General features: G+C 44.2%; 19 protein-coding genes. 11 read left to right on the top strand and 8 right to left on the bottom strand.

What is annotated here, in order from left to right:
- Nucleotides 1–61: 61 nt before the first annotated feature.
- Nucleotides 62–1,000, bottom strand: a complete 939-nt coding sequence (locus DFP76_RS05220; RefSeq protein ID WP_113873591.1) for a MerR family transcriptional regulator — start codon at nucleotides 998–1,000, stop codon at nucleotides 62–64.
- Nucleotides 1,001–1,190: 190 nt separating this feature from the next.
- Between DFP76_RS05220 and DFP76_RS05215 the strand changes: the two genes are divergently transcribed.
- The 4 genes from DFP76_RS05215 to DFP76_RS05200 all read left to right on the top strand — a co-directional run bounded on the left by DFP76_RS05215 (nucleotide 1,191) and on the right by DFP76_RS05200 (nucleotide 5,269).
- The gene (locus DFP76_RS05215; protein WP_113873590.1) at nucleotides 1,191–2,222 is read left to right on the top strand and encodes an NAD(P)/FAD-dependent oxidoreductase; all 1,032 of its coding nucleotides are present in this window, start codon (nucleotides 1,191–1,193) and stop codon (nucleotides 2,220–2,222) included.
- A 10-nt stretch (nucleotides 2,223–2,232) separates the two neighbouring features.
- Entirely contained in the window at nucleotides 2,233–3,213 is a 981-nt protein-coding gene (locus DFP76_RS05210; protein WP_113873589.1) for a YbgA family protein, read from the top strand.
- 18 nt (nucleotides 3,214–3,231) lie between these two features.
- Nucleotides 3,232–4,632, top strand: coding sequence for a deoxyribodipyrimidine photo-lyase (phrB, locus tag DFP76_RS05205; RefSeq protein WP_113873588.1), 1,401 nt, complete (start codon nucleotides 3,232–3,234; stop codon nucleotides 4,630–4,632).
- Between the two features lie 154 nt (nucleotides 4,633–4,786).
- On the top strand, nucleotides 4,787–5,269 hold the full coding sequence (locus DFP76_RS05200; protein WP_113873587.1) for a MarR family winged helix-turn-helix transcriptional regulator: 483 nt from the start codon (nucleotides 4,787–4,789) through the stop codon (nucleotides 5,267–5,269).
- An 89-nt stretch (nucleotides 5,270–5,358) separates the two neighbouring features.
- Here the strand turns inward: DFP76_RS05200 and dapB are convergent, their stop codons facing one another.
- The 3 genes from dapB to pomA all read right to left on the bottom strand — a co-directional run bounded on the left by dapB (nucleotide 5,359) and on the right by pomA (nucleotide 8,061).
- Nucleotides 5,359–6,159: a 4-hydroxy-tetrahydrodipicolinate reductase gene (dapB, locus tag DFP76_RS05195; RefSeq protein ID WP_113873586.1), complete on the bottom strand. Its 801-nt coding sequence runs from the start codon at nucleotides 6,157–6,159 to the stop codon at nucleotides 5,359–5,361.
- Between the two features lie 129 nt (nucleotides 6,160–6,288).
- The gene (locus DFP76_RS05190) at nucleotides 6,289–7,278 is read right to left on the bottom strand and encodes a flagellar motor protein MotB (RefSeq protein WP_113873585.1); all 990 of its coding nucleotides are present in this window, start codon (nucleotides 7,276–7,278) and stop codon (nucleotides 6,289–6,291) included.
- A gap of 27 nt (nucleotides 7,279–7,305) precedes the next feature.
- Nucleotides 7,306–8,061, bottom strand: a complete 756-nt coding sequence (pomA, locus tag DFP76_RS05185) for a flagellar motor protein PomA (RefSeq protein ID WP_063334493.1) — start codon at nucleotides 8,059–8,061, stop codon at nucleotides 7,306–7,308.
- A gap of 171 nt (nucleotides 8,062–8,232) precedes the next feature.
- On the opposite strand from pomA, the gene DFP76_RS05180 reads away from it, so the two are divergent.
- The 4 genes from DFP76_RS05180 (at nucleotide 8,233) to DFP76_RS05165 (ending at nucleotide 12,832) form a co-directional block, all read left to right on the top strand.
- Nucleotides 8,233–8,475, top strand: coding sequence for an exodeoxyribonuclease VII small subunit (locus tag DFP76_RS05180; protein ID WP_063334492.1), 243 nt, complete (start codon nucleotides 8,233–8,235; stop codon nucleotides 8,473–8,475).
- Nucleotides 8,472–9,353, top strand: coding sequence for a polyprenyl synthetase family protein (locus DFP76_RS05175; protein ID WP_113873584.1), 882 nt, complete (start codon nucleotides 8,472–8,474; stop codon nucleotides 9,351–9,353). Before DFP76_RS05180 ends, DFP76_RS05175 begins: the two co-directional genes overlap by 4 nt.
- Before the next feature lie 49 nt (nucleotides 9,354–9,402).
- Entirely contained in the window at nucleotides 9,403–11,283 is a 1,881-nt protein-coding gene (dxs, locus tag DFP76_RS05170; RefSeq protein WP_113873729.1) for a 1-deoxy-D-xylulose-5-phosphate synthase, read from the top strand.
- 367 nt (nucleotides 11,284–11,650) lie between these two features.
- On the top strand, nucleotides 11,651–12,832 hold the full coding sequence (locus DFP76_RS05165; RefSeq protein ID WP_245931875.1) for a putative manganese transporter: 1,182 nt from the start codon (nucleotides 11,651–11,653) through the stop codon (nucleotides 12,830–12,832).
- A gap of 6 nt (nucleotides 12,833–12,838) precedes the next feature.
- Here the strand turns inward: DFP76_RS05165 and DFP76_RS05160 are convergent, their stop codons facing one another.
- From DFP76_RS05160 to DFP76_RS05145, 4 genes are all read right to left on the bottom strand, one after another.
- Nucleotides 12,839–13,090, bottom strand: a complete 252-nt coding sequence (locus DFP76_RS05160) for a TIGR03643 family protein (protein WP_113873583.1) — start codon at nucleotides 13,088–13,090, stop codon at nucleotides 12,839–12,841.
- Nucleotides 13,091–13,259: 169 nt separating this feature from the next.
- Nucleotides 13,260–13,691, bottom strand: a complete 432-nt coding sequence (locus DFP76_RS05155) for a DUF7282 domain-containing protein (protein ID WP_181799791.1) — start codon at nucleotides 13,689–13,691, stop codon at nucleotides 13,260–13,262.
- Between the two features lie 147 nt (nucleotides 13,692–13,838).
- Nucleotides 13,839–14,570, bottom strand: coding sequence for an anti-sigma factor (locus DFP76_RS05150; protein ID WP_113873582.1), 732 nt, complete (start codon nucleotides 14,568–14,570; stop codon nucleotides 13,839–13,841).
- A complete protein-coding gene (locus DFP76_RS05145) occupies nucleotides 14,567–15,121 on the bottom strand; it encodes a sigma-70 family RNA polymerase sigma factor (protein WP_245931874.1) in 555 nt (184 codons plus the stop codon). The genes DFP76_RS05150 and DFP76_RS05145 overlap by 4 nt, the downstream gene beginning before the upstream one ends.
- Before the next feature lie 394 nt (nucleotides 15,122–15,515).
- Between DFP76_RS05145 and DFP76_RS05140 the strand changes: the two genes are divergently transcribed.
- From DFP76_RS05140 to DFP76_RS05130, 3 genes are all read left to right on the top strand, one after another.
- Nucleotides 15,516–16,520 (top strand): ABC transporter substrate-binding protein, encoded by a 1,005-nt coding sequence (locus tag DFP76_RS05140; RefSeq protein WP_113873580.1) that lies wholly within the window; start codon nucleotides 15,516–15,518, stop codon nucleotides 16,518–16,520.
- A gap of 84 nt (nucleotides 16,521–16,604) precedes the next feature.
- Nucleotides 16,605–17,507: an ABC transporter permease gene (locus DFP76_RS05135; protein WP_113873579.1), complete on the top strand. Its 903-nt coding sequence runs from the start codon at nucleotides 16,605–16,607 to the stop codon at nucleotides 17,505–17,507.
- Nucleotides 17,497–18,684, top strand: a complete 1,188-nt coding sequence (locus tag DFP76_RS05130) for a quaternary amine ABC transporter ATP-binding protein (protein WP_113873578.1) — start codon at nucleotides 17,497–17,499, stop codon at nucleotides 18,682–18,684. The genes DFP76_RS05135 and DFP76_RS05130 overlap by 11 nt, the downstream gene beginning before the upstream one ends.
- Nucleotides 18,685–18,837 lie beyond the last annotated feature (153 nt).

Here is an 18,837-nt window from a genome sequence, read left to right as displayed (position 1 = left end):
GAATTGTTAAAGTTTATAATATAGATAAGGCTAATAGTTTTTTTGATTTCTTATGTACTCACTATCTCTCTAACTCATAAATACAAGCCTTGATACCTTCTATGCTATCTGACATGACACTAACCTGGCCCACTTTGGTTTTTGACAGGTCATTCGCTGCCAGCCAAAAACTTGCGCCAACAGCCACGGTTGTGGTCTCCCATTCAGCCATATTGTCTAATACATCTTCTACTCGATTAACCAAGTCATTTTCACAAAACACCAATACGGCATCCACTTTTAGTTGGCGAACTAATGCGCGCCAATCTTCATAATGCTGTGGCGTCATAATCAACTGACAGCGAACACCTTTATCTAACAACATGGCGGCTGCTACATAAGCGGATAATAGCCGTTGGCAAGACAAGCCGGTAATCAACACCTCTTTGTCTGCAGACTTCTGCTGTACTTTCATACTGCTTATTCGATTACTCAAGCAAGCCAATAGGACAGACTCTGTAAAAGCCAATTCAGCCCCTTTAGGAATCATCTCTAAACTCGGTATTAACCAGTCTCGCACCGCAATCTCAGCGGGATATTGAGAGAAAATCTGTTGATAAAGTTGCTCTATCTTACTTTCTTGATATTGATTTGCCACCGCAACTAAGCTCTCACGCCATTGTTGCCATTCATTGTCTGACTGGACACTTACAGCCACGCCCTCTTGCTCATTAGTCTGATCCAATAATGCTCTTACTTTACTCACCGCAACGCCTTGCTGAATCCATTTCATAATGGCTTCGACTCGCACAACGTCTGCTTGATCATAAAGTCGATGACCTTTTCCTGTTCGTTTTGGCTTTAATAAACCATATCGTCTTTCCCAAGCTCTTAAAGTCACAGAGTTCACGCCAGTTTTTAGGGACAACTCTCGAATTGGGAATAAGTTAGTGGCAGACACATCTGCCAACTCATTGTCTTGTTGATTTTTTTCAGAAAAGCCTTGCTCTGCGTCTTTCATATCTTTTTCCAATCATTCATTACCGTCTTTATTCCCATTTCCTAACACTTACCTGAGGCAATCTACCCACAGTGGTCTAAACTTAAAACACCCACAAAAACTATACAAATATTTTTTTGTACAAGTTTATTGATTTTCTTGTACAAAATTATATATTGTATAAGAAAGCAATTTGCAGAGGCAAAAAATCATGACCACTACCATCACAAAACAACAAGACATTCCAACCTTTGATGTAGCCATTATTGGTGCAGGTCTGGCTGGTAGCTTGTGTGCAAAACAGTTGTCTTCAGCTGGATTCTCCGTTTGTGTGATTGATAAAAGTCGTGGTTCTGGCGGTCGTGCAGGCAGCAAACGGATTAGTGAAACGATCAGTTGTGAACTGGGTGCGCCGTACATTTTTGCCAGTCAGCCAGAAACAAAAGCCTTGTTTAAAAACTTAGTTAAAACGGGTGTAGCGGCACAGTGGAAACAAATTAGCAGCAAACAAATACCTGGCTTCGTGGGGACACCAAAAATGAGCAGCCTTACTCGCCACTGGCTGGATCAAGTCCCATTCATCACGTCAACCAAAGTACAGCAAATGGACCGTTTCCTCGAGGCTGACGGCCAATTGGTCTGGTTATTACGAAATGATCAATATCAAGCCTGCGCCAAAGCAACTAAGGTCATCATAGCCACGCCAGCTCATCAAGCGGCCATGCTATTAGCAACCCATTCTGATCTGGCCGTTCTATTGCTGAGAGCAAATCAAGCCTGCAAACAATATCAGTCCCAATGGGCGATGTGGTTAGAAACCCAACCAAGCGACTTAAACGCCATCATTGAGCTTAAAGATTCGCCTATCCAACGCATGATAAAAGACAACTACAAACCCGCTAGAGAAGGAGCAGAGGTCGACCGTTGGGTCATTCAAGCTTCTCCCGAGTGGACTGCTGAACACCTTGATCAAGATAAGCAATGGGTAGCGCAAGCACTCCAACAGGCGTTTGCTGAACATACAGAACAAAGAGTAAGACAACACGGTGATCCCCATCGCTGGTTTTTTAGTCGTTATACAGAAAACCGTGGCAATAAAACTTACGCTTGGACCCCCGAACACCAAGTGGGACTAGCCGCAGATTGGTTGTGTCAAGGAGACGCAGAAGGTGCCCTTATCAGTGCATTAACACTAACGGATTGGATCATAAATAACCCAGCAAGCCTTCAAACAGAGCTTTAAGGAGATAGACATGCCTCATTCAAAATACACTCCAGATCAGTTAGAGCGAAAAATTCCAGTTGGTATCAGTGCTTGTCTATTAGGTGACAATGTGCGCTTTAATGGCGGCCATAGCCACTCAAATTACTGTGATAATGTGTTGAGTGATTACTTCGATTATCAAAAGTTCTGTCCAGAAGTTGCTGCTGGGTTTGGCACACCAAGACCAACCTTGCGCTTAGAAGGGGATCCAAACGACCCGATTATGACCTTTAGTAAAAAAACTGGGGAGGATTTAACAGACCGATTCCGCTCAGGAAGTGCCGACTATCTTGATACCTTGTCCCATTTAGATGGCTACATTGTAATGAAAAACTCACCTAGCTGTGGCATGGAGCGAATTAAGGTGTATCAGGAAAACGGTCACCCACACATGCAACGTACTGCTGGTCTGTTCACCAAGGCATTAATGGAGCGTTACCCATTACTGCCAGTAGAAGAAGATGGTCGCTTGAACGATCCGAATTTAAGAGAAAACTTCTTACTACGTGTATTCACACACCATGATTTCCGTCATAGCGTTCCTGAAGAACCTAAGATGAAAGACTTAATTGAGTTTCACAGTCGTTATAAATATCTTGTTATGGCGCATTCACAGCCTATCTATCGTGAGCTAGGAAGACTGCTGTCAGGTAACGACCCAAGACCAATCAAAGCCTTAAAAGAAGCGTATTTCAAAATTCTTATGACTTGCCTATCCAAGCCTGCAAAGCGTAAGAATCATTGCAATGTCCTAATGCACTTAGTGGGATACTTGAAGAATGCCGTCGACGTTTCCGTACGTAAAGACATTCTAGACGTTGTAGAGCAATATCGACGAGGTGAGGTGAACTTAGTGACACCAATGACTTTACTGCATCACTACTTAAAACATCACGGTAGTGAATACATCAATCAGCAAAGCTACTTTACACCTTATCCAAGCCCGCTTGGGATTCGTAACACCGTATAAAAGAGAGCCACACAAAACATGAAAATTGAACACCTAGTATGGCTTCGAAATGATTTAAGATGGGAAGATAACCCTGCTCTTTACCATGCGTCTCAACAAGGTCCTATTGCTGTGTTATTAACCGTGACCGAGGCGCAATGGCAAGAACACAATGAATCAGATGCTAAAACGGCACTGAGATTCGGCTTAATGCAAACACTCTGCAAGTCTCTTGCAGAGCTTGGCATTCCCGTTCATTTTATCAAAGAAGACAAGTTCTCTTCTTTACCAACTGCGATTCATAATTTCTGCGAACAACACCAGATTCAACACCTCTGGTTCAATGAAGAACTGCCAATTGATGAACAAAAACGGGATCAAGCTGTGCACTCTCTCTTGACCCAGAATAATATCGCTTGTCACATTGAGGATTCGGATCTCATCGTGGCCAACCCCGTATTGAGCCAACAGCAAACCCCTTTTAAAGTTTTTACCCCCTACTTTAAACGTTGGCTCACCTTGTTATCACAACAAGACCCAACACCATTACCAGCGCCATCAGCTCAGTCCACTCCATTGTCAGATGTTGCCTTACCAGCACATCTAAACGTCTCATATAGAGAGGATCTGTGGCCTGCCGACCAAACTATCGCTCGACAAAAGTTATGGCAATTCTGCCATCATAAAGAAAGGCATTATAACGAAGATCGAGATTATCCAGCCCAACCTGCAACCAGTACTTTATCGCCATATTTGGCGCTTGGTGCTTTGGGACCAAGGCAATGCCTAGAAGCCATTCATTACACTTGCAGTCAGGAAGACAAATCCTGGCAAGACAGTATCTGGTTAAAAGAACTCGCATGGCGTGATTTTTATCGTCAGTTGATGGTGCATTTTCCCGCACTATCAAAAGGTTTTCCTTTCAAGCCTGAAACCAATGCTCTTATTTGGCGGCACAATCAAACCGAAATCGATGCTTGGCAACAAGGCCTAACCGGCTTTCCCATTGTTGATGCCGCCATGCGACAACTCAATCAAACAGGCTGGATGCACAATCGCTTGCGAATGATTACGGCCAGCTTTTTCAGCAAACTAATGTTTGCTGATTGGCGCCATGGGGAAGCCTATTTTATGAGCAAGTTGATCGACGGTGAATTTGCAGCCAACAATGGCGGCTGGCAATGGAGCGCCTCAACCGGCTGTGATGCTGCCCCCTATTTTCGAGTATTCAACCCCACAAGGCAGTCCGAAACTTACGACAAGCATGGTGATTTCATCCGTCGCTTTGTGCCTGAATTAGCAAGGCTAGACAATAAGTCGATTCATAACCCGACTCCCCAGCAAAGACAGGAATGTCAGTACCCAATGCCGGTACTTGATTATAAACCAGCCAGATTGGCAGCCATTGCCGCATTTGATGCACTAAAAGGGCTTAAATAGCCCTTTTAATTCGCCCCTCATTGCCATTACAATTCTTTTCTTTCGCAATTCCAACTCAACTTCTATACTTTGAGCTGTAATAAATTTAAACTTGGCTTTCGCAGGGACTGCCAACCCTCTATAATCCGCTAATTTTTCTGGGCCCGAAATTGTTATGTCAACACCACAACACCTTCACGATGTTCTCGTTCACCTAAGACGCATTATCCGCGCGACGGATTTACAATCTAAGCGTGTCGTAAAGGCATGTGGACTAACGATCCCTCAAATTATGGTCTTACGCTCTATCGAAGAATTGGGCGACGTTACCGTTCGACGTATTTCAGACAGCGTGTCTCTTAGCCAAGCAACAGTGACAACCATTCTGAACCGCTTAGAAGACCGTAAATATGTAGAACGTGTTAGAGGTCAAAAAGACAAGCGCATAGTCAATGCACGCTTGACCGATTTAGGCATGCAAATCCTTGAAACAACGCCACCTTTATTACACGAAAAGTTCATCAATGAATTTGATGCTTTGGAAGGCTGGGAACAGACTCAAGTACTGTCTTCATTGCAACGTATTGCCATGATGATGGATGCAGAATCTCTTGATGCTGCGCCATTGTTAGTGATCAACTCTCCAGACGCTCAATAGTAAGCTGTCGAATTATTTCAACACAAACCAATAATAAAAAAGCCACCTTGCAAGCAAGGTGGCTTTTTTACGCTAAATACAGAGCTGGATTACTTTAAATTCAACACATCTTGCATATCATACATGCCAGCGCCCTTACCTTCCAGCCAACTTGCTGCTCTTACCGCGCCTTTTGCAAAGGTCATCCGACTACTGGCTTTGTGAACAATCTCAATACGCTCACCTTCCGTCGCAAACCAAACACTGTGCTCACCAACCACGTCGCCAGCACGAATGGTTTCAAAACCAATCTCTTTTTGTGTTCGTGGGCCAATTTGACCTTCACGACCATACACAGCACATTCTTTCAAGTCTCGACCCAAAGCATCTGCCACCACTTCACCCATGCGCAAGGCTGTTCCAGAAGGAGAATCCACTTTATGACGATGATGCGCTTCAACAATCTCCACATCATAATCATCACCCAAGATTTCAGCGGCGGTCGCGAGCAACTTCAAGGTTAAGTTTACCCCAACACTCATGTTCGGAGCGAAAACGACAGGGGATTGCTTAGCAAAGCGTTCAAGTTGAGCTTTTTCATCGTCGTTTAAACCCGTTGTTCCAACGACGATGGCTTTCGCATGTTGCGCGCAAAATGCGGCATTTTGAAGCGTTAAAGCAGGTGTCGTAAAATCAATCAAAACATCAAAGTCGTCGACACAATCAGCCAAACTGGCTACCGCGGCCACACCTAACTTACCAATACCAGCTATTTCACCAGCATCTGCGCCCAATAAACTGCTACCAGGCTTAAGGATAGCGGCACCAAGTGACACGCCTTGCATGTCTGAAATGGCCATTACTAAGTTTTTACCCATGCGCCCAGATGCGCCAATGACTGCTACTCGCATTTGTCTTCTTCCTCAAATTTCTTTGCGCAAACCATAGCAAAAAAACACAAAAATCTCAGCATTATCTCAGCACTATCAAACGATTAAACAATAAAAAGGGAGCTTAAGCTCCCTTTAGAAACGCCCTAATTAAAATATTTCGTCCGGTGCCAGATCATCCAAAGTGGTCTGATCAAATTCAATGACCCCATCCGTTGGAATATCATCTATGGTGTCGCGCATTTGTGGGCGAACATCATTTTGTTTAATGACAATTTCAACACGGCGGTTAGTTGCTCGATGGAAAGCTGAATCATTCGGTACCAAAGGACGCGTATCAGCAAAACCTGTAACAGAAAAACGATTCTGGCTAAGCTGTCCAGTCGCAAAAAGTTCTTCCGCTACTGAAATCGCCCGTGCCGCCGACAACTGCCAGTTAGAGCGGAATTGGCGACTTTGAATGGGTAAGTTGTCGGTGTGACCTTCTACTGAAATAGTGCCTTGAATCCCCACTAACACATCACGAATCAAATCAATGACTGGAATAAAGTCGTAATTAAGTTCTGCTGAACCTGACTCAAATGACCCCTGGTCTTTGATACGTATGGTGATGGTTTCTTCTTTGGTTTCGATTTCAACGGTTCCCTTAGAAATCTCTTCTCTCAACACGGAAGCAATCTGTTGCGCGTCGCCTTCTGTCTCTTGAATTTTCTTTTCTCGTTCGATATCTGCTTGAGATTTATCAACGAAGGTGACGGGGGATGGTGAACCAGACTCCTGACGCTCTTTTAATTCAGCCGTATCTGGCTTACAGAGCACTTCTAAGGTGTTTTCTGGAGTGCTATCGACCTTTTGGCGAACCTCATTGATTGGAGTTGGCTCAGGTTTCGCGGGACTAAACTCTTGTGCAATGACCGAGGTTCCCATCGGAATCGCATCGGCTTTAATTTCACGCTGAACACCAAATGCCACTTTTAATGAACCTGCAATTTGCTTGAACTTAATGACATCCATTTCAGCAAACGAAAGCAGGAGCACGAAGAAACACATCAACAAGGACATTAAGTCCGCAAAGGTCCCCATGTAGGCGGGCAGGCCTTCTTCGCATTCAGGGCAATCTTGTTCTTCTTGATCACTCATGTGGATAATCCGCTAACAACTTTAATTTTACTCGCGCTCTGCACGCTTACTTTCGGCAATGTAGGTTTTCAGTGCGCCATCCAGAATACGTGGATTTTGCCCTGATTGAATCGCCAACAGCGCATCCATAATCATTTTTTGACAAAGTAACTCTTCATCAGCACGAGTCATCAATTTAGCTTGAATCGGTAAGCACACCATGTTGGCTAACATAGCGCCATAAAGAGTGGTTAAGAGTGCAACCGCCATGGCAGGACCAATGGCCTTTGGGTCATCCATGTTGGCCAACATCTGAACCAGACCAACCAGAGTACCAATCATTCCCATAGCGGGTCCCACATCACCAAACGCCTTAAATACTTTGGCTCCTTTGGTGTGTCGGTAATAGGACTGATTCATTTCTTTACTGAGCTGACTTTTGACCACATTGCCATCATGACCATCCACCAGCATTTGTATGCCTTTAGACAGAAAAGGGTGACTCACCTCTTTGCCTTCTAAGGATAGCAATCCTCCCTTTCGGGCTTCATCCGCTAAACCATATACTTCGTCGATCAAGGTATCTAACGGTACGCTTTTGAACATGAAGGCCTTAGCCGCCACCTTGCCCGCACCGAGAAATTGTGCAAGTGGATATTGCATGAGCACCACAAAGGTTGAGCCAACCAATACTATCAGGGTGGATGCTACATCGATGAACATTCCTGCTGAGCCGCCAACAAAGATGGCGGCAATAACAACTAAAAAAGAACCAACTAGTCCTATTAACGTTGCGATATCCACATACGTCTCCTAACAAAAGCGTTTTTCTCACTGAAACATCTGGTGATTCTATACGAAAGACTGACCCATCATCGCAACTTCTTGCATGATTTTTGTAATTTTCATCAATTCTGACTCGAACAGTAAGCTTTTTTCTGTTAAAAAACGTAGGTTTTATCAAGAGTAACTAACATGTCACGTAAAAACAGTGTCCGTCACTTCGAAGAAAACCTTGGCGAATTAGATACCCTAGTCGCTCAACTTGAATCGAATCAACTTTCTCTTGAAGAAGCGCTAAAAGCCTTCGAGAAAGGTGTTAAACTAAGTCAAGAATGTCAATCCGTTCTCACCCAAGCTGAACAAAAAGTTCAGATTCTGCTTGAAAAGCAAGATGGTGAGCATTTAGAAACTTTTGACCCGGAATCTAATTCGTGACCCTAGACGATTTTTCACAATTTGCCCGCCGTCGAGTTGATCATTACCTCACGCAAAATTTAGACCAGTATGTTCCAGCCAATCATCTTCAAGAGGCCATGGCATACAGTCTTTTTAATGGCGGCAAACGTGTCCGTCCTATGTTGACCTATGCAACAGCCAGCTTATTTAGTGACATTAGCGAACTCACCGATGCTTGCGCAGCGGCTATCGAATCCATTCACGCCTATTCACTGATTCACGATGACTTGCCAGCGATGGACGACGATAATTTGCGTCGCGGTAAACCAACCTGCCACATTCAATACGATGAAGCCACAGCGATTTTGGCTGGCGACGCACTACAAACATTTGCCTTCGAGCTACTAAGTCAGTCACAACATACCAACGCTAGCTTGCAACTTCAATTAATTCAAGAACTTATTCATGCATCTGGTCGTCACGGCATGGTGACAGGACAAATGATTGATTTAGCCAATGTCGGTCATGACATTGACCAACAGGCCCTCCAACAAATGCATCAACATAAAACTGGTGCGTTAATTCGGGCCAGTGTGCGAATGGGAGCCATCAGTGTGGGCATGCTCGACAGTGATAAATTGGCACAACTCGATCGCTATGCCAGTGCCATTGGACTCGCCTTCCAAGTACAAGATGACATTATTGACATCACCAGTGACACCAACACGCTTGGTAAAAACCAGTTTTCTGACGAGGCCGCGAACAAACCGACTTACCCAAAGTTGCTTGGTCTCAAGGGGGCTCAAGAGTTCGCCAATACACTTCACCAACAAGCATTAGAAGCAATTAAGCCATTTGGTGACCCTGCACAACCATTAGTTGAGCTTGCTAACTATATTATTGGTCGCAACCACTGATATACTTATCCGCCTTTTAGATTAACAATATGTGACCAAACCTGTGCCCATGTTTGAAGAGATACCTACAGCGCGACCTGTTACGCCGTTACTTGACCAAGTCAATTCACCTGAAGACTTGCGCGCCTTTAATAAAGAGCAACTGCCTAGCCTTGTCCGCGAATTACGAGAATTTATGCTATACAGTGTCGGTCAAACGGGCGGACACTTTGGCGCAGGATTGGGGGTTGTGGAATTAACCGTTGCCCTTCACTACATCTACAACACACCAGAAGACCGTATCGTCTGGGATGTGGGTCACCAAGCTTATCCACACAAAATACTCACAGGACGACGGGAAGCCTTACTAAAGATACGTCAAGAAGACGGCATTTCGGGTTTCCCGAAACGAGAAGAAAGCCCATTTGATACTTTTGGCGTCGGACACTCAAGCACCTCAATCGGTGCCGCACTGGGTATGGCTCTGGCGGCACGACAGTTTAATACTGGCCGTAAGTCAGTTGCCGTAATTGGTGATGGTGCTATGTCTGCTGGCATGGCTTTTGAAGCCCTAAATCATGCCGGTCATGTCAAAGCCGATATGCTGGTGATTCTTAATGACAACGAAATGTCCATCTCCAAACCGGTTGGTGCCCTATCGAGTTACTTTGCCCGAATCTGGGCCAGTAAAACTTATGACAGCATTCGCAAAGGTGGTCAAAAAGTCTTTTCAGGGCTGCCTTCTGCATTAGAATTGGCTCGTAAAGCCGAAGAACACATGAAAGGCATGGTTTCACCGGGCATGATGTTCGAAGAGTTAGGTTTTAACTACATTGGCCCAATTGATGGTCATGATATTGAGCACTTACTCACCACCATTGCCAATCTTAAAGACCGTGAAGGCCCTCAATTTCTTCATGTCATCACAAAAAAAGGCAAAGGTTTTGAACCGGCAGAAGGTGACCCGATTGGTTATCATGCCATTAATAAAATTGAGCCGGACCCAGTCCCAGCGAAACCACAGAGTAAGCAGCCTAAGTACTGTAATATTTTTGGGCAATGGGTTTGCGATGCAGCAGAACAAGACAGCAAATTAGCGGCCATCACACCCGCTATGAAAGAAGGCTCAGACCTGATTGAATTTGCTGAGCGCTTTCCTGATCGTTACTTTGATGTGGCCATTGCAGAACAACATGCGGTGACACTCGCTGCGGGCATGGCATGTGACGGCATCAAACCTGTCGTCGCTATTTACTCAACCTTCTTACAGCGTGGCTATGATCAATTAATTCACGACGTAGCATTGCAAAACCTTGATGTTTTATTTGCCATAGATCGCGCCGGTCTAGTCGGAGAAGATGGACCCACTCATGCTGGTGTTTACGATTTAAGTTACTTACGCTGCATCCCGAATATGGTCGTCATGGCACCATCTGACGAAGACGAATGCCGTAAGATGCTACAAACTGGTTATTTGTACCAAGGGCCAGCGGCAGTCCGCTACCCCCGTGGTAATGGCCCTGGTGTTGCCATCGAAAACACACTTTCGAGCCTTGAAATAGGTAAATCCAGATGTCTACGAGAAGGACGCTCAGGCATTGTTATTTGCAGCTTTGGACGACCGACTTACGATGCACAGCATGCCGCTGAAAAACTGGATGCCACCTTGCTGGATATGCGCTTTGTGAAACCGTTAGACGAACAAGTCTTACTGGCAAACAAACACGCCAAACTGATTGTTACAGTGGAAGAAAACGCCATTATGGGCGGCGCTGGCTCTGCCGTTAGTGAATTCCTGTTAGCGAACAATATTCTGGTGCCCACATTACATCTTGGCCTTCCAGACCAATATGAAGAACATGCCAGTCATAGTACTATGCTGAAACGTGTAGGACTTGATGCCCAAGGCATTTTAAACAGCATCGAAGAAAAATTGACGAAAATTTCGTAACCTTTATTTCCTTAGGTTAGAAAGAACAACACACACCACAGTTATTGTGGTGTGCTGCAAACAATTGAAAGGCGATAAACATTTATCGCCTTTTTTCTCTTTTGTATTCCTTTCGCAATCAAAGTACAAAGTAACCTCATACGAGACGTTCAAACGTCTTGATCAAAGGCTTTCGCCACCGTTTAAAACCAATAGTACAGCTTCTCAAAGTAGCGCTATGACGAAATCCAGCCTATACGCTTTCTTACACTTAGTACGACTTACCTACCATCACAACGCTTTACACATCTTCATAAATAAATAGCTTGAATTATTTCATATATAAATGATAATTATTTTTATTAGCATAACCAAATAGGCCATAAGCTTGCTTTCTAACCAAATAAAGATTCATCGTGCAGCACAAGCAATCCATATCAACAAACGGGGATTCATACCCATTGCTGTGCTGATACTCTGGCTCACACCCAGCCTACAAAGCATGGTTGCTAATGTGCTGTCCGATGCTTTTTTACAAGTCTCAGCCTTTGTCGCTGCAACACTGGCTCTGTATTACGGCTTAAGTCACCACCTTGATACCTCAGGCCTAAAACAATGGATGAGCCATAAACCTTACAGAGAAGTCATTTTCGCCGGTGTCATGGGCGTCTTACCAGGCTGTGGTGGGGCGATTGTCATTATCACTCAATATACACAAGGCAAAATTGGTTTTGGTGCCGTTGTCGCCGTCTTGACCAGTACCATGGGAGACGCTGCTTTTTTGTTAATTAGTCAACGACCTGAAGAGGCTATGATTGTTTTGCCGATTAGTATTTTAGTCGGAATTATATCGGGACTATTTACCACTTGGTTTTTACCCAGCCCTCAGCTTGATCCCCCTAAACAATCCACTGACGCAATAAAACAACTCAAGGCCCCTAACCAATTTGATATCTGGGTAAGCCGTACCAACATTGCCTTCTGGTGCTTATTAATTGTGCCAGTGACTATGATCGCCTTGTTAATGGCCATGCAGCACGATGTTAATAAGCTATTGGGATTGCCGGATCAATTAATCGAATCATTGGGTGCCATTGCGGGCTTTGCGTGTTTATTGTTGTGGGCACTGTCGGCCAAAAGTGATCGTTTTTCCGAGTTGGCAAAAGAAAATGATAACAGCCTACCCAAGCACTGGATTCGCAAAGTAGCTCAGGATACTCAGTTTGTTACCAGCTGGGTGGTGGTCGCCTTTCTGTGCTTTGAATTGCTCTTACACGCAACCGGAGATGGCTTATTAGATGCTTTGCAACAATGGGGTGCGAGCAGCATTTTCGTTGCTGCCGCCATTGGCTTACTACCAGGCTGTGGGCCCCAAATCATGGTCACAGGCCTTTACTTACAAGGGGCAATTCCTCTATCAGCACAACTGGCAAACGCCATCAGCAATGATGGCGATGCTCTTTTTCCTGCCATCGCACTTGCCCCTAAAGCTGCTATGTTAGCGACACTGTATTCAACCATACCGGCTTTGATAACAGGCTATGCCTATTATTGGTTGGTGGAGATCTAAGCTCACTTATCTGGGCTTATATTGACTTGGACTGTAGGCGCGAATCACGTCTGGAGAGCGACGATGAAGATGCTTGGTACTACGCCCAGAAACACGCTTTCGCCACATTCTAAAACTGGACGCTTTCATCTCTGAACGCATTAATTTAATGACCTCTGACTCTGACAGTCCAAATTCTCTGGCAATGGCTTCAAAAGGCGTTCTATCTTCCCAAGCCATTTCAATCACGCGGGAAATCTCATGTTCAAACAAGGTCATAACAAGCTATCCAATAGTATACTTACTGGTAAGCTTACGCATGTCTAAACACCTTGGATCAATTTGCAGAGGAAGTCTTACTAATACACTGCCTAATTATTCAATTGTGATGAGATTGGCCATGAGCGAAGCATGAAGATCAAGTCGCCTACACCCATGGCCTGAGGGGTTATTTAGCGGTAATAACATCCATCACCAATTTCCCATCGACTTTAATTGGACCGTCTTCTTTCGCCCCTAAAGTGTACTCAAAAATACCGGTTTTCATGCCACCTTGCTCACCATGCAACATCAACATCAGCATTTGACCTGGTTTTACAGGCTCTGTCAGTATCGCTGTCACTTGGCTATTCTCGCCTTTTTTCAACGGAGCATGACCGACAACTGGACCGGGTTTCATATTTTTATTGGTGCGGTGTACCACCAACCAGCCGTTTTCTGCCGCCATGATAGAATCCGCCGTGACAGTACCAGTAGAGACGTCTTGATTACTCCCCTTCACCATCAACTTATCATCCATTGCGTGGTGGCCTGCAAAAACAGCCCCAGTGATCGCCAACGCACCCAATGCCAATGTCATACGTGAAATCGATTTTTTCATAACAAACCTCTAATCAGATTAAAAAAATTACTTGCTCCTATTAAGTTACGAGAGGCGATGAAAAAAGTTTCAAGCTGAGTTTATTTTTTAAAATAAAAATCTCAAGCCATTGATTTTTAATGATATCTTTATTGAAAATAATTTCCCTTAAATCTCTGTTGGATACAACCAACCATGAATAGCAGGCCCCGTTGGCAAGCCAGTTGGAGAACCTCCTTCTGGTTCAACACTGATCCCAAAAGTAGCATGTCGAATGATGTTGGCATCAAAATCTACCTGTTTATGAATAGGTTCCACAACAGAGCCTAATACCCCCAATGAGCGAGGATTTGGACCAATGTCATCCGACTTAATCCAAAGTTGATAGGTCTTTCCTTGTGGATTTTTAGCCGTTACTGAACGCACGGTTAACGCTCGAGTCTCCAGATTCAATGACATAATAAACGCCGGCTGCTGATCATCAGCCTGAAAAACAGCAACAAAAGGCGACTCAGGTGATGTTGAGGTAAATGGATTAATCACCAACATCACCAGCAAACACGCTGCCATAGCAACACTGGCGAAGGTCAGTCGTCGCCAACGAGACAATTGCTGACGAAGTAGGCTTAATTCATCTCGCCCAAGTGTTCGCACTTCCGACTCGGACTGAGCAGGAATTTTTGCCAGTATGTCTGCTAATAAATCAGCTCTAGGGCGCTCGTCCGTGACATACTCATTTAATCCGACAAAATGTGCCTGCCAGCGATCAATGGCTTGTTGTAAATCATTATCTTGCTGAGCACGGTCTGCCACCCACTGTCTGTCATCTTGAGACAAAGTGCCAAGCACGTATTCCGCCGCTAATATATCGATATTTTCGTTTTCTAAATCGTGTTTCATTTCATGCAACCTTGTAGCTGCTTAATGCTACGGTGAAGCCAAGTTTTTATAGTTCCAAGTGGCTGATTAAAGCGCCTTGATAGCTGTTCACGTGACTCACCATTTAAATACGCTGCTTTTATCATCTCCGCTTTTGGAGATTCTAACCCTTGCAAGCAAGTTTCAAGTTTTTGCAGCTCTTTTCGCTGTGAAGTTGCCTCTTCTGGTCTCATCTTGTCGTCCAGAATAAGGTCAAAATCCACATCGCTTTCCTGTTCAGGTAATTGTGTTTTGCGTATTTCATCAATGGCTCTGTTACGAGCAATAGTGGCTAACCAAGTCACTGGAGAAGCCACTTCCGAGTTAAAAGCGGGGGCTTTTTGCCAAACAGTTAGATAGACCTCTTGTAGAATGTCTTCTGCTAAAGCCTGCTTAGATAAGATACGTAAAACTATGCCAAAAAGTTTCCGATGCGTCGCTTGATACAATTCAGAGAAAGCGGCCTGGTCTTTTTGAGCAACCCGCTCAAGCAAGCTAACCAATGTCTCAGTAGTATGATTTTTTGCCAACAAAAAAAGCGCCTCTATGGACATAATTGACTAATTTTTGTCAGCCAAAATGCCGCTGTTAAGTGATTATTCTGGAACACATCTTACCGTTTTTTTTATGAATGCCAACTCATCAAACCGGGGTCACAAAAGCGCCGTGGGTAGTGAGCGACAAAATGCGCTAGCAAACACGGATAAAAAAACAATTTACACCTCTAATCTCAGCATAAAAACGCCGCTTCCTATACGCTCTTTTTTCGCTCAAAGAGTAACCAAACCAAGGGTTTTAGATACATTTAATCACAAGTAAAAGCGCTAAACATTTGATATATAATGATTAGAGATGTAAATTAATAGTCAGTTTCCTATAAAAACAAACCAAAAAGTTTGATAAAAATCATCACTAAAGGACACAACTATGAAAAGTAAATTACTGCTTTCTGCCGCCCTTACCCTAGGTGCGTCAGGTGCATTCGCTGCTCACCATGAATGTGGAAAAGTCACCATTGCAGACATGAACTGGAGCTCTGCTTCATTGATTGCCAACATTGATAAATTCATTCTAAGCAATGGCTTTGACTGTGACGCTGAATTGGTACCAGGCGACACCATGCCTACTGGCACCTCAATGATCGAAAAAGGTCAGCCAGACATTGCTCCGGAACTTTGGACCAACTCCTTCAATGCCGTATTGAATCAAGGTGTTGATGAAGGTCGCTTAAAACTGGCAGGCAAATCTTTGTCTGACGGTGGTGAAGAAGGTTTCTGGGTACCTGCTTACATGGTCGAAGAAGACCCAGAGCTTGCAACCATTGAAGGTGTTATCAAGCACGCAAAAGAATTCCCACACCCTGAAGACGACAGTGTATCCGGTTTTTATGGTTGCCCTGCTGGCTGGGGCTGCCAGATCTCTAGCGCGAACTTATTCCGTGCCTTGAAATTAGACGACGCCGGATTTGAATTAATTGATCCAGGTTCTGGCGCTGGCTTAGCAGGTTCCATCGCCAAAGCTTATGAGCGTAAAGCCCCTTGGTTTGGTTATTACTGGGCGCCAACGGCCGTACTAGGTAAATACAAGATGGTCAAAGTCGACTTTGGCTCTGGCGTTAACAAAGACGAATTCATCAACTGTATTGCCTTAGCTGATTGCTTAGAGCCAACTGTGTCTATGTACCCACCTTCACCTGTGTATACCATTACTACGGATGAATTTGCTGAAAAATCCCCTGAGGCTTATGCCTACTTAGGTAAGCGCTCTTTCACCAATGAACAAATGAATGGCTTACTTGCGTGGATCGAAGAAAACCAAGCAGATGGACAATATGCTGCAGAGAACTTTATGTTTGAACATGAGGACGTTTGGTCTAAATGGGTTAGCAAGGATGTTAAAGACAAACTGATGGAAGCGCTTGATAATTTGTAAGTTTGCCTGATGGCAACCACATCACGAGCAAGCCTACTCCTTGCTCGTGATTTTTCCTACCTGATATAACCGAAAGAAAATACTATGGCTGATCAATCTTGGCTCACTGAATTTCCCGATATGAGCCGCAGAGAACTTCTGGGAATACGAAAAACACTTGACGGTGCATACCGTGACTTTTCACGCGCCTATGGCGACCAAATCGAAGCCTTCTTCGATCCTCTACTAAGTTTCCTAGTGTGGTTTGAAAACTTACTACTGAATACACCTTGGTGGTTAGTGCTAGGAATTTTAGCTGGCTTAGTCTATTTCATGAGCCGCTCTTGGAAACTTTGTGTTGGTGTCTCCCTTTCTTTATTAGCCATTGGCTACTTTGGCATGTGGGACAATACGATGCGAACGCTCAGTATTATTACTGTGTGTACCTTCTTGGCGATAATCATAGGTATCCCCGTAGGGATTATGATGGCTCGGTCAAACCGGACACAAGCCATCATTACGCCTTTCTTAGACATAATGCAGACCATGCCAGCCTTCGTTTATTTGATTCCTGTCGTGATGTTATTAGGTATAGGTAAAATCCCTGGCGTCATCGCCGTGGTCATTTATGCCATTCCTCCTGTCATTCGCTTGACCAATTTAGGCATACGCCTAGTCCCCCATGAAACATTAGAAGCTGCCACAGCCTATGGTGCGACACCAAAGCAGCGATTATTTGGTGTTCAGCTACCGCTTGCCATGCCAACCATTATGGCCGGTATTAACCAAACCATTATGATGGCACTCGCTATGGTGGTTATCGCTTCTATGATTGGTGTAAAAGGCCTTGGGCAACCGGTTTTAAAATCCATTACCAACCAATATTTCACCCTGGGTTTATTAAATGGCTTAGCCATTGTGGCCCTCGCCATCATGTTTGACCGCGTCTCTCAAAGTTATGCAAAACGTACACAGAAACACCTAGGAGGCGATCAAAATGGACAATAATTCCGCACCACTTATTGAAATTGAATCCCTCACTCAAATTTTTGGTAACAACCCTGAAAAAGTATTAGCAAAAGTCGACCAAGGTATGAGCAAAAGTGATGTGCTCGCTGAAACAGGTCACACTGTTGGTTTGCGTGACATTAACCTTTCCGTTAATCGCGGTGAAATTTTTGTCATCATGGGGCTATCAGGATCAGGTAAATCCACCTTAATTCGTCATTTCAACCGCTTAATCGATCCAACTGCGGGTAAGATCAAAGTGGAAGGTGACGATATTCTTACCCTAAGTCCGAAAGAGCTAATTGAGTTCCGTCGTCATAAGATGTCCATGGTGTTCCAACATTTTGGTCTGATGCCTCACCACTGCGTCCTCGACAATGTTGGCTATGGTTTATCAATTCAAGGTGAGAAACCAAACGTTTGGAAAACCAAGGCAAAAGAGTGGCTCGAAGTTGTCGGTCTAGAAGGCTATGAAGATCAATATCCTTCCCAACTTTCTGGCGGTCAACAACAACGAGTCGGTTTAGCACGAGCTCTGTGTACAGACGCGGAAATACTTTTAATGGATGAAGCTTTTTCAGCACTGGACCCATTAATCCGCTATGAGATGCAAACTCAGCTTATTGAATTACAAGGTAAGCTGCAGAAAACCATCATTTTCATTACCCATGACTTAGATGAAGCATTACGCTTAGGGGATCGAATTGCCGTATTAAAAGATGGCGAGATGGTTCAAGTTGGCACGCCTGAAGACATTATCCTCAATCCAGTTGATGACTATGTAAGAGACTTTGCTAAAGACGTAAACCGCGCTAAAGCTTTGAAAGTGAAACACATCATGGATCGTAGCAAAGACAAAATAGTCGATTGTGACTCAGAGGAAGGCTTACAAGACGCATTCAATAAGCATGACACCTTAATTTGGACCAAAAACAATCAGCTCCAAGGCGTGGTCAGTAAGAATCGTTTAGCCGCTTACCAAGCAGGTCAAATCGACTCACCACTCTTGCATCAAACGAGTGTCAAAAAGAAAGACTACTTACAAAGCGTATTACCACTCGCACTGTTAACAGACCATCATCTATTACCTGTGCTCGACAGTGATAATCAAGTCATTGGTAGCTTATCAAATGACGCTCTTGCTGAGGTATTAAGTCCAAGCTTTGATGCTGCATAACGACAATCTTGCATGAAAAAGGCGGTATTCATTACCGCCTTTTTATTATTAGAGTCAATGAAGTGAAACAACAAAAACACAAGCTATTCGCTTAAAACGTCCACCATTATTACGATTAGCTTAGTTAAAACTAATCACACGACCCATTCGCAT

This window comes from Marinomonas aquiplantarum (assembly GCF_003314975.1).
Classification (GTDB): Bacteria; Pseudomonadota; Gammaproteobacteria; order Pseudomonadales; family Marinomonadaceae; genus Marinomonas; species Marinomonas aquiplantarum.
The sequence above is the reverse complement of the archived record's forward strand: the minus strand, read 5'-3'. Positions and strand labels throughout refer to the sequence as shown.